This is a genomic window from Mycobacterium sp. UM_Kg27, from assembly GCF_000972905.1.
Lineage (GTDB): Bacteria > Actinomycetota > Actinomycetes > Mycobacteriales > Mycobacteriaceae > Mycobacterium.
The window spans coordinates 1-10,729 of sequence record NZ_JRMM01000142.1; the positions used below are offsets into that span (position 1 = coordinate 1).

At 68.6% G+C, this 10,729-nt stretch carries 11 protein-coding genes and 1 pseudogene; 7 read left to right on the top strand and 5 right to left on the bottom strand.

The genetic code is table 11. From position 1 onward, the window contains the following. Positions 1 to 1,338: pseudogene (locus tag LI94_RS23920) on the top strand (PE family protein); the annotation flags it as partial. Positions 1,339 to 1,422: 84 nt separating this feature from the next. Here the strand turns inward: LI94_RS23920 and LI94_RS17960 are convergent. Further along, entirely contained in the window at positions 1,423 to 2,271 is an 849-nt protein-coding gene (locus tag LI94_RS17960; protein WP_046302051.1) for a class I SAM-dependent methyltransferase, read from the bottom strand. A gap of 393 nt (positions 2,272 to 2,664) precedes the next feature. On the opposite strand from LI94_RS17960, the gene secY reads away from it, so the two are divergent. The 3 genes from secY to map are packed head-to-tail and all read left to right on the top strand — an operon-like array spanning position 2,665 to position 5,347. Continuing rightward, the gene (secY, locus tag LI94_RS17965) at positions 2,665 to 3,996 is read left to right on the top strand and encodes a preprotein translocase subunit SecY (protein ID WP_024440327.1); all 1,332 of its coding nucleotides are present in this window, start codon (positions 2,665 to 2,667) and stop codon (positions 3,994 to 3,996) included. Further along, positions 3,993 to 4,544, top strand: coding sequence for an adenylate kinase (locus LI94_RS17970; protein ID WP_024440326.1), 552 nt, complete (start codon positions 3,993 to 3,995; stop codon positions 4,542 to 4,544). The genes secY and LI94_RS17970 overlap by 4 nt, the downstream gene beginning before the upstream one ends. Next, positions 4,544 to 5,347, top strand: a complete 804-nt coding sequence (gene map / locus LI94_RS17975) for a type I methionyl aminopeptidase (RefSeq protein WP_046302048.1) — start codon at positions 4,544 to 4,546, stop codon at positions 5,345 to 5,347. The genes LI94_RS17970 and map overlap by 1 nt, the downstream gene beginning before the upstream one ends. Before the next feature lie 135 nt (positions 5,348 to 5,482). Here the strand turns inward: map and LI94_RS17980 are convergent, their stop codons facing one another. Further along, positions 5,483 to 6,562 carry a 3-oxoacyl-[acyl-carrier-protein] synthase III C-terminal domain-containing protein gene (locus LI94_RS17980; RefSeq protein ID WP_046302049.1) on the bottom strand — a complete coding sequence of 360 codons (1,080 nt, stop codon included), beginning with the start codon at positions 6,560 to 6,562 and terminating at the stop codon, positions 5,483 to 5,485. Between the two features lie 122 nt (positions 6,563 to 6,684). Between LI94_RS17980 and LI94_RS17985 the strand changes: the two genes are divergently transcribed. Beyond that, positions 6,685 to 7,194 (top strand): MarR family transcriptional regulator, encoded by a 510-nt coding sequence (locus LI94_RS17985; protein WP_024440323.1) that lies wholly within the window; start codon positions 6,685 to 6,687, stop codon positions 7,192 to 7,194. Between the two features lie 17 nt (positions 7,195 to 7,211). Here the strand turns inward: LI94_RS17985 and LI94_RS17990 are convergent, their stop codons facing one another. After that, a complete protein-coding gene (locus tag LI94_RS17990; RefSeq protein WP_046302052.1) occupies positions 7,212 to 8,420 on the bottom strand; it encodes a GAF domain-containing sensor histidine kinase in 1,209 nt (402 codons plus the stop codon). A gap of 44 nt (positions 8,421 to 8,464) precedes the next feature. Then, complete coding sequence (locus tag LI94_RS17995) at positions 8,465 to 9,115, bottom strand: response regulator transcription factor (RefSeq protein ID WP_046302050.1); 651 nt, start codon at positions 9,113 to 9,115, stop codon at positions 8,465 to 8,467. Between the two features lie 252 nt (positions 9,116 to 9,367). Between LI94_RS17995 and LI94_RS18000 the strand changes: the two genes are divergently transcribed. Both LI94_RS18000 and LI94_RS18005 read left to right on the top strand, forming a co-directional pair. Beyond that, positions 9,368 to 9,901 (top strand): HAD family hydrolase, encoded by a 534-nt coding sequence (locus LI94_RS18000; RefSeq protein WP_024440320.1) that lies wholly within the window; start codon positions 9,368 to 9,370, stop codon positions 9,899 to 9,901. 71 nt (positions 9,902 to 9,972) lie between these two features. Then, on the top strand, positions 9,973 to 10,629 hold the full coding sequence (locus tag LI94_RS18005) for a L,D-transpeptidase family protein (protein WP_024440319.1): 657 nt from the start codon (positions 9,973 to 9,975) through the stop codon (positions 10,627 to 10,629). An 8-nt stretch (positions 10,630 to 10,637) separates the two neighbouring features. Here LI94_RS18005 and LI94_RS24640 read toward each other — a convergent pair. Then, the coding region (locus LI94_RS24640) for a hypothetical protein (RefSeq protein WP_239651267.1) at positions 10,638 to 10,729 on the bottom strand (92 nt) is incomplete at its 5' end.

Sequence of the window (10,729 nt, forward strand, 5' to 3'; positions counted from 1 at the left end):
ATGTGTATAAGAGACAGCAACGGCACCGCCGGCGGTAACGGCGGTGCGGGCGGTCTGGGCGGCACCAACTCCGGCGTCGGGGGCAACGGTGGAACCGGCGGTGCTGGTGGCAACGGCGGCAACGGCGGCCACGGCAGCAACGGCACCACCGGGGGCAATGGCACCACCGCGAACCCGGACGGCTCCGCCGGCGGCGACGCCAGCAGCGGCGGCAACGGTGGCAACGGCGCCAGTGGCGGCAACGGTGGCGCGGCCGGTACCGGGGCCAGCGGCAGCGGCAGCGCCGGTGCTGGCGGCAAGGGCGGCAACGCCGGTAACGCCGGTAACGCCGGCAACGGCGGCAACGGCGGCGACGGGATCGCCACCAACACCACCGGATCGGGCGCGCACGGCGGCCACGGCGGCAACGGTGGTGACGGCGGCGACCGTGGCACAGCAGGAACCGCCGGCACGGGCGGCACCGGCGGTGACGGGAGCCAAGCCGCGAACGGCAAGGCCGGATCGACCGGCACCGGCGGTAACGGCGGCAACGGTGGCAAGGGTGCCGATGCGACCAGCACTGGCCAGTACGGCGGCAACGGCGGCAAGGGCGGCAACGCCGGCGCCGACGGAAACGGCGGTAACGGTGGCGACGCCGGTAAGGGCGCCAATGCCCCGACCGGCCCCGGCACGACCGGGGGGACCGGGTCGGCCGGCACCGACGGCGATCAGTCCGGCAACCCCAACGGCGGCACTGGCGGCACCGGCGGCAATGGCACCGGAATCGGCGGCAAGGGCGGAAACGGCGGCAGCGGTGGTACCGGCGCCGACGCCGGTAGCGCGCCTGGCGAGTCGGCAGGTGCCGGTGGCACCGGTGGTACCGGCGGCAACGGGTCCAACGGCGCCGACGGTGGCTACGGCGGTAAGGGCGGCGACGGCGGCCTCGGCGGCAGCAACTCCGGCAACGGCGGCGACGGCGGCAAGGGTGGCGCCGGCGGTAACGGCAGCAGGGGCGGCGACGGTGGCGCCGGTGGTGCCGGCGCGAGCGGCGGTAACGGCAGCGCGACGAACCCCAACGGTGGCGCCGGCGGTAACGGCGGCAGCGGCGGAAACGGCGGCAGCGGCGGAAACGCGGCCGGCGGCAACCTCGGCGGTAAAGGCGGTGCGGCCAACAACCCCAACGGCACCGCGGGCCAAGACGGTGGCAACGGCGCCGATGGCACTCCGGGTGGCCCCGGCGCCGCCGGGCCTGGTGGCCCCGCCGGCGGTGGCGGTTCGGCTGCTGGCGGCGGCACCGCCGGCCCGCCCGGGCAGCCCGGCGAGGGCGGCAAGGGCGGCGGGGTCATCCCCCCGAGCTGATAGCGCGGCCACCGCGCAACACGACGATGGCCGCCGGTCCTTCGAGACCGGCGGCCATCGTCGTTGTAAGTGGCGAAATTCCGCTTAGAGCCGGATCGCCTCGATCGCAACCGAGTTGCGCAGCCGGGCCACTATGTCACCGTCGGGAAAGGTGCGGCCGTAGTCGGCGAACACGGTCTCTCGGCCGCGTTCGCGCACCTGCCATCCGCGCTCGGTCAGGTATGCCGCGACCGGGTTTCGCTCGCCGGAGTACACCAGGGTGGCGATGTCGAGATCCAGGCCCTGGTCGGCGAAGCGCTGACCCAGCGACTGGTTCGAGTCGCTCAGGGTGGCCGCGCCGTCGGGGTGGTACTCGGTGGCAATCCTGCTGCCCGGGGCGCTCAGCGCGGTGATGTGGTCGAACAGCCGGTCCTGCGCTTCCGGCGGCAGATAGATGAGCAGGCCCTCTGCGCTCCATGCGGTGGGCTTAGTCGGGTCAAAACCGCTCTCGCGCAATGCCGCCGGCCAGTCGTCGCGCAGGTCGACGGCCACGGCGTGGCGATCGGCGGTCGGCTGGGCTCCCAGGTCGGCCAGCGTGCGGGACTTGAACTCGATGACGTCCGGCTGGTCGATCTCATAGACCACGCTGCCGGCCGGCCAACCCAGCCGGTAGGCCCGCGAATCCAGTCCTGCGGCCAGGATGACCGACTGCCGGATGCCGGCGTCCGCGGCCTGGCCGAAGAAGTCGTCGAAGAACCGGGTGCGTACCGCCATCACGGCGGTCATCGGGCCGGCGGCGGTCTTGGCCTCGGCGGCCACCGCCGGGTCCAGGGTGCCGTCGACCATTTTGGTGAAGAAGTCGATGCCCACCGCACGTACCAGCGGCGCCGCGAACGGGTCGGAGATGAGCGGTTCGGCTTCGGCGGTGGCCAGGGCTCGGGCGGCGGCGACCATGGTGGCGGTGGCGCCCACGCTGGAGGCCAGGTCCCAGGTGTCTCCAGGAAGTCGGCCGGTACTTGCCACGGTGCATACTCCTATCTCTCTAGCGTCTATCTAGCTCTGCCGGTCGGGTGCCGCCGGAAGTTAGTTAGCGTATTTAACGAGTCGTCGACGACTCTACGCCGCTACGCTGATCACGCGCTGGGAGTGCCGCCAACGCCCGCCCGGCCTGCGGTGCGCAGCTGTTACTCTCGTAGACTGCTGACGCGCATAAGACACGCGTGGCCTCGTCGTGATCGGCTGGCCCGTGGACGCGAAAACGCAGGACTAACCCAGGACTAACCGGGGCTGGGACACAACAGCCCATTGAACGCCGCGACCGGACCTCGGCTGCGCAGGAGGAGAAGAGTGTTCTCGGCTTTCATCTCATCACTGCGGACGGTCGACCTGAGGCGCAAGATCTTGTTCGCGCTGGGCATCATCGTGGTGTACCGCTTGGGAGCCGCGATCCCGTCGCCCGGCGTCGACTACCAGAACGTGCAGCAGTGCATCAAGGAAGTCAGTGGTGGCGATGCCGCGCAGGTGTACTCACTGATCAACCTGTTCTCCGGCGGCGCGCTGCTGCAGCTGACGGTGTTCGCGATCGGCGTGATGCCCTACATCACCGCCAGCATCATCGTGCAGTTGCTCACCGTGGTGATCCCGCGCTTCGAGGAACTGCGTAAAGAAGGCCAGTCCGGCCAGAACAAGATGACGCAGTACACCCGCTACCTGACGGTTGCGCTGGCTATTCTGCAGGCCACCAGCATCGTGGCGCTGGCCGCCAACGGCGGCCTGCTGCAGACCTGCAGCCTGCGGCACGACATCATCGCCGACCACAGCATCTTCACCCTGATGGTGATCGTGCTGGTGATGACCTCCGGCGCGGTCCTGGTGATGTGGCTCGGAGAGCTCATCACCGAGCGCGGCATCGGCAACGGCATGTCGCTGCTGATCTTCGTCGGTATCGCCGCCCGCATTCCGATCGAGGGCAAGACCATCCTCGACTCCCGCGGCGCCGTGGTGTTCACCATGGTCTGCCTGGCGGCACTGATCATCGTCGTCGGCGTGGTCTTCGTGGAGCAGGGCCAGCGCCGTATCCCGGTGCAGTACGCCAAGCGCATGGTCGGCCGGCGCATGTACGGCGGCACCTCGACGTACCTGCCGCTGAAGGTCAACCAGGCTGGCGTTATCCCGGTCATCTTCGCCTCGTCGCTGATCTACATTCCGCAGCTGATCACCCAGTTGGTCCACAGTGGCGGCAGCGGCCCCGGCAACAGCTGGTGGGACAAGTTCGTCAGCACCTACCTGTCCGACCCGTCCAACTTCGTCTACATCGGGCTGTACTTCGGTTTGATCATCTTCTTCACGTACTTCTACGTGTCGATCACGTTCAACCCGGACGAGCGGGCCGACGAGATGAAGAAGTTCGGTGGCTTCATCCCGGGCATCCGCCCGGGACGCCCGACCGCGGACTACCTGCGCTATGTGCTCAGCCGGATCACGCTGCCCGGCTCGATCTACCTCGGCGTGATCTCGGTGCTGCCGAACCTGTTCCTGAACATGGGCAGCTCGGGCACCGTTCAGAACCTGCCCTTCGGCGGCACCGCGGTGCTGATCATGATCGGCGTGGGTCTGGACACGGTGAAGCAGATCGAGAGTCAGCTCATGCAGCGCAACTACGAAGGGTTCCTCAAGTGAGAGTCGTACTGCTGGGACCGCCGGGAGCAGGCAAGGGCACCCAGGCGGTGAAGCTCTCGGAGAAGCTGGGCGTCCCGCAGATCTCCACCGGTGACCTGTTCCGGCACAACATCGCCGAGGGCACCGCGCTGGGCAAGCAGGCCAAGCAGTACCTCGATGCGGGCGACCTGGTTCCGCCGGAGCTGACCAACGCGCTGGTCGAAGATCGGCTGGACCAGCCCGACGCCGCCAACGGCTTCATCCTGGACGGCTATCCCCGTTCGGTGGAGCAGGCGGAGGCATTGCACGCCATGCTGGAAAACCGTCAGACCAAGCTGGATGCGGTCCTGGAGTTCCGGGTCACCGAGAGCGAACTGCTCAAGCGGCTCAAGGAACGCGGTCGCGCCGACGACACCGCTGAGGTCATCCACAATCGGATGATGGTCTACCGCGAGGAGACCACGCCGTTGTTGGACTACTACCAGGACGAGCACGACCTGCATGTCGTGGATGCGCTCGGCACGCTCGATGAGGTGTTCACCCGCGCCCTGAACGCCCTGGGACAGTAGTGATCGGGTGGGCGAAGCGGCGCAAAGCGGTGCCGCATCGCAGCCCGGGTGAGCTCGACGCGATGGCTGCGGCCGGCGCCGTCGTCGCCGCTGCCCTGGCCGCAGTCCGCGAAGCGGCGGCCGTCGGCGTCTCGACCCTGCAACTGGACGAGATCGCCGAATCGGTGATCCGGGACGCGGGCGCCACGCCGTCGTTCCTGGGCTACCACGGCTTCCCGGCGTCGATCTGCAGCTCGGTCAACGACCGGGTGGTGCACGGCATCCCGACGGCGGCCGAGGTGCTGGTGGCCGGGGATCTGGTGTCCATCGACTGTGGTGCGATCCTGGACGGCTGGCACGGCGATGCCGCAGTGACCTTCGGGATCGGGACGCTGAGCGCCGCCGACGACAACCTGTCTGCGGCGACCCGGCAGGCGATGGAGGCCGGCATCGCGGCGATGGTGGTCGGCAACCGACTCAGTGATGTGTCGCACGCTATCGAAATGGGCGCCCGGGCCGCGTCGACCGAGTTCAAGCGCTCGTTCGGCATCGTGGCCGGCTACGGCGGCCATGGTATCGGCCGCCAGATGCACATGGACCCATTCCTACCCAATGAGGGATCGCCGGGCCACGGACCGCTGCTGGTGGCGGGCTCGGTGCTGGCCATCGAGCCGATGCTCACCTTGGGCACCGATCAAACGGTGATCCTCGAAGACGAGTGGACCGTCGTCACCGCCGATGGGTCACGCGCCGCGCACTGGGAACACAGCGTCGCGGTGACCGAGGACGGGCCCAGAATTCTGACCAGCCCGGCCGCCGGCTGACCCCGGAACGAGAAAGAACCGAACTCCACGCTGAACCGTCTCACCACGGTGAGGGTGCGCGTCTGGAACGCTGCATCAGCCTCGCGCATCCTGGTGGGCCGGTCTTCGGGTGGCGGAATCAACCGATCGCGCGGGCTACCAGCCGAGCAGCACGAGTTCGGAGCAGAATCCCGGTCCCATCGCGACCATCAGTCCGAACGAGCCCGGCGGAGGCGGATCGGCCATGGTGGCCCGCAGCACGTCGAGCACCGAGGCTGATGACAGATTCCCGTTCTCGCGCAACGACGTTCGGGTTCGATCCAGCGCATCTGCAGGCAGGTCCAACACGTCCTGGACCGCCTCGATGACCTTCGGCCCACCGGGATGGCAGACGTAAGTCGACACGTCAGCGGAGGTCATGCCACAGTCGGCCAGGAAGTTGCGGACATCCTCGGCCAGATACTTCTCGACGACGGTGGCGACCTCGACGGACAGCTTGATCTGAAACCCGCTGGTGCCGATATCCCAGCCCATCACGTCCTGGGTGTCGGGGTAGAGCCTGCTGCGGGTGGCCAGTACCTTCGGCGCCTTCGGCCGGACCGGGCGCCGGTTCGCCCCGGTCGCGATCACGGCGGCCGCGCCGTCGCCGAACAGACTGGCGGCTACGAAATTGGCCATCGAACGGTCGTCGCGCTGGATGGTCAGCGAGCACAGTTCGACCGCGAGCAACGCGGCCACGTGGTCGGGGTAGGCGCGCAGGTAGTCGTGCATCCTGGCCACCCCGGCAGCACCTGCGACACAGCCCAAGCCGAACAACGGGATCCGCTTGACGTCGGGCCGCAGTCCAACCCTGGCCGCCAGCCTGGCCTCCAAAGTCGGTACGGCAAGCCCGGTTACCGTCGTCGACACCACCAGGTCGACGTCGGCCGGCTTGACCTTGGCGGCATCCAGGGCCGCCAGTAGCGCATGCTCACCGAGGTCGAGGGCGACATCGATGAAGGTGTTGTTGGCCTCGGTGAAACCGCTCAGCTCGGCATAGCGGGGCAACGGCAACGCCAGGTGCCGGGATGCGACGCCGCTGGCATCGAAGAACCGCCGAAACTCGGGACCGGCGATGTCGCCCAATGCTTGGGCCGATTCGTCTTGGCTGTATCGGTTCAGTGGGAATTCAACGGCTACCGCGGCAAGCGAAGGCGACGAGGGGGTCATGTCGGTGTCACGTAGCCGAGCACTCATCGGTTCAATTCCCCTACCGCGACGACTCTTCCGGCCCTGCCTCCGCGTGCAGCGACCGGCGCCATGATGTCAATTGCCGCACACCGAAGCGACCGCGCCACGCGGTGCGGTAAGAAAAGGGCGTGGCAGCTTCCAGTTCCTCCGGCGATGCCGACCCGATCGCGTTGGCCCGCGCCAACTGGGAGCGGGCCGGCTGGGGTGAGGTCGCCGACGGAATGGTCGCGGTGACATCGGTGATGCGCGCCCACCAGATCCTGCTGGCACGGGTGGAGGCGACGCTGCGGCCCTACGACTTGAGCTTCTCCCGATTCGAGCTGCTGCGGTTGCTGGCGTTCAGCCGTTCTGGCGAGTTGCCGATCACCAAGGCCTCCGACCGGCTGCAGGTCCACGTCACCAGCGTCACCCACGCGATCCGGCGGCTGGAGGCGGCCGGATTGGTCGAGCGGCTGCCGCACCCCACCGACGGGCGCACCACGCTGGTGTCGATCACCGACTTGGGCCGGGCCACGGTCGCCGACGCGACGGTCAGCCTGAACCGGGAGGTGTTCGCCGACGTCGGCATGTCGGAGGAGGAGTCGCGAACGCTGTCCTCGGCGATTGAGACGTTGCGTCGCAATGCCGGAGACTTCTAGGCCCCTGGCCGGCGGGTTCATGTGGACTCTCGCGCGGCGGGGGACGGGATCGGGATGGTGGCGGTGACGGCGGTGCCCGCCCCGGGCCGTGACCGGATATTGAGCCGGCCGCCGACCAGCTCGGCGCGCTCGGCCATCGACAGCACCCCGTAGCCGCCCATCTCGTCGCCGCCCACCGGGTGCTCGAAGGTGTCGAAACCCACCCCGTCGTCGGTGATCTCCAGCCGCGCGGTGTCGGGGTCGGCGGTGATCGCGAATCCCAGCCGCACCGTCGTCGCAGCCGCGTGTTTGACCACGTTCTGCAGGCCTTCCTGCGCGATCCGGTACAGCGCCAGCTCGATGTGCTCGGGCAGCCGGGTCTCGGCCAGGTCCAGCTCGATGGTGAGCTGCGGGATCGACCGAGCCAGGCTGGCCAGGCCACCGGACAGGCCCAGATCGTCGAGCACCGGAGGCCGTAGCCCGCTGATCGCCACCCGGGTCTCCTGCAGGGTCAGCCCGGCGAGTTCACGAGCGGCCTCCAGTTGCGCCGACGCCTCATCCGGGTCATTGCCGACCGCGCGGGCGGCGGCGTCGAGCCGGTAAGACAGCGTCACCAGCCGCTGCGAGATGCCGTCGTGAATGTCGCCGGCCAACCGGCGCCGCTCGATCTCCTGGGCTTCGATCACCTGCTCGACGAAGAGCTCGTGGGCACGTTCGCGCGCCACCAGCTGCCGGTGCAGCCGGGCCTGGTGCATGGCGCCGGCGATGAGCCGGCCGATCACCCGAAGCAGCTCGACGTCACCGGGGGTGAACTCGCGGCGGGTCACGGTGTGCACGTTGAGCACACCCACCAGCCCGCCGGGATCGGTCTCCATCGGCACCGACACCATCGAGGTGAAGTCGCGCCCACGCAGCGACTCGATCGGCAGGTAGCGCGAGTCGGCCTCTTTGTTGTCGCTGATCACCACCGGCTCGCGATGCCGCGCCACCCAGCCCGACACCCCCGATCCCAGCGGCAGCCGGATCTTGCCCACTTCAGTGTCGAACGGCGGGGTCGCGCCGGTCAGGGTCAGCGAGCGCTCGGTGTCGTCGAGGACGTGCACGAAGCAGACGTCGGTTCCGGTGGCCGCGGTGATCATCCGGGCCGCTGCGGCGGCCAGCGGTTCCACGCCGGGGCCGCTGGAGGCGGCCTGGATCAGTTCCCGCAGCAGCGCCAGCTCGTGGTTCGCGTCTACAAAATCCCGCACCGCCGTGGTCTTGCGGGGGCGGGAACGCGGCCCGTTGCTGGAGCTCACCGGTAGATGCCTTCGCGCAGCGCGGTCGCCACGGCACCGGTCCGGTCGGACACCCCGAGCTTGCGGTAGATGGAGCGGAGATGGGATTTGACCGTCTCGTCGCCGATCACCAGCTTGGTGGCGATCCCGCGATTGGACAGCCCGCTGACCATGTAAGCCAGGATCTCACTTTCCCGCTGGGTGAGGCCCTGGCGGGCGCCGGGCCAGAATTCATCGCGTTGCAGCCGGGCGGCGGTGCCGGCCGCCCGCGCCGCCAGCCCCGGGTCGATCACTGTCTCGCCGCGGTGGGCCAACTCGATCTGATGCACCAGGTCGTCGCTGCTGATGCTCTTGAGCAGGTAGCCGGTCGCGCCGACGCGCAGCGCCTCGAACAGGTACTGCTCGTCGTCGTAGACCGACAGCATCACGACCTTGCGTTCCGGGGCGCGTTCCCGCAGCGCCAGGCACAGGTCCAGGCCGCTCTCACCGCGCATCCGTACGTCGCACAGCACGATGTCGGGGTCGGTCTCGGCGATCACGGCCATGGCCTGCTCGGCATTGATCGCCTGGCCGACCACTTCGATCCGATCGGCGAACGCGGTGAGCATGGCCCGCAGGCCCTCGATCACCATTTCGTGGTCGTCGACGAGGACCAGGCGCACGGGCATAGCAAGACAATAGGGCCCTGCGGCGGTTCAGCGAGGCTCGATGGAGTCGGCCCGTAGGGGTGGCGGAGGCGAGGTGAAGCTGGGACCGCCGAATCAGGCCGGCGGTTCAGCGAGGCTCGATGGAGTCGGCCCGTAGGGGTGGCGGAGGCGAGGTGAAGCTGGGACCGCCGAATCAGGCCCCCGGTGATTACCCCACCCAGATCCCCCCAATGGGGGAGGACACCGAGGTTCGCGTCCGGCACGGTGTCTGTTATGCAGATCACAACTGAACTCGCGACATGGACCGGTCCGGGCCGCCCGTTCTGGTGGGACCAGGCGCACCCGGATGCCGAGGTGTACCCCCTGCAAGCGGTGATCTTCGATCTAGACGCGCTCGCCGACGCCGACGGCGAACCCCGCTCGGGCCTGGTGGACCTGGTGTTGAGCCTGTTCGCGACGGGTCTGTGGATCGCGGTGGTGGGCGCCGGCCCGCGTGCCTGGGTGCAGGAGCGGGTGCGGGAGCTGATCGGTGACGGCATGGCCGAGACGGTGGTGAGCGCCGACGACCTGACCGGCCCCGCCGGGGACGCCGAGCTCTACCGGCTGGCGCTGTGGGAGCTTGGCATTGTGGCCGGGGAGGCGCTGGTGATCGCCGGTTATGAGTCTGGGGCCCGCACCGCGGCCGCCATCGGCCTGCCGGCCATCTATGCGGGTTCCAGCCATTACGACGGCCTGCTGGCCAACGGTTGCCGGGAGTTGCAGGCGCAGCGGGTGGTTGCCCGATTCAGCTGCCGCGAAGCAGGCTGATCTCGGCGCTGGACACGCCGTGCCGCAATCATTGTTTGACGCTGACGCCTCCGGTCGCTGACCATGGTGCGGTGCGTCCACTGGTAGTTCTGCTGTGCGCCGCGTTGTGCGCGATGGGGGTGACCGTGGCGACCGCGCCGCTGGCCGCAGCGGTCGTCGAACCCTGGTTCGGCAATGCGGTCGGCAACGCCACACAGGTGGTTTCGGTTGTCGGAGTGGGTCATTCGACTGCAAAGATCGATGTCTATCAGCGGACTCCGGTGGGCTGGGAGGCGGTCGCGGCAGGGATTCCGGCACATGTCGGTTCGGCGGGCATCACGCCAGGGACCAAAGAAGGCGAGCCGTCGACCCCGATGGGGTTTTACACGCTCGATTCGGCGTTCGGCACCGCGCCGAATCCCGGCGGAGGCCTGCCGTATGTGCAGGTCGGATCCGACCACTGGTGGGACAGCGACTCCAACAGCCCGACCTACAACACCATGCAGGTCTGCAAAAAAGCCCAGTGCCCGTTCAGCACGGCGGCCAGCGAGAACCTCAACATCCCGCAGTACCGGCACGCGGTGGTCATCGGCGTCAACAAATCCCGCACGCCCGGCGACGGCTCCGCCTACTTCTTTCACACCACCGACGGGGGACCGACGGCGGGCTGCGTGGCCATCGATGACGCCACGCTGGTGAAGATCATCGGTTGGCTACGGCCGGGCGCGGTGATGGCGATCGCGAAGTAGGCAGCAAGTCAGTTGGTGGTTGGTGGTGCTTGGGGTTGGAAGGGTTGGTACCACCACCAGTGGGCGCGTTCGCCGGTGGGTCCGGGGCAGGGTGTGACGG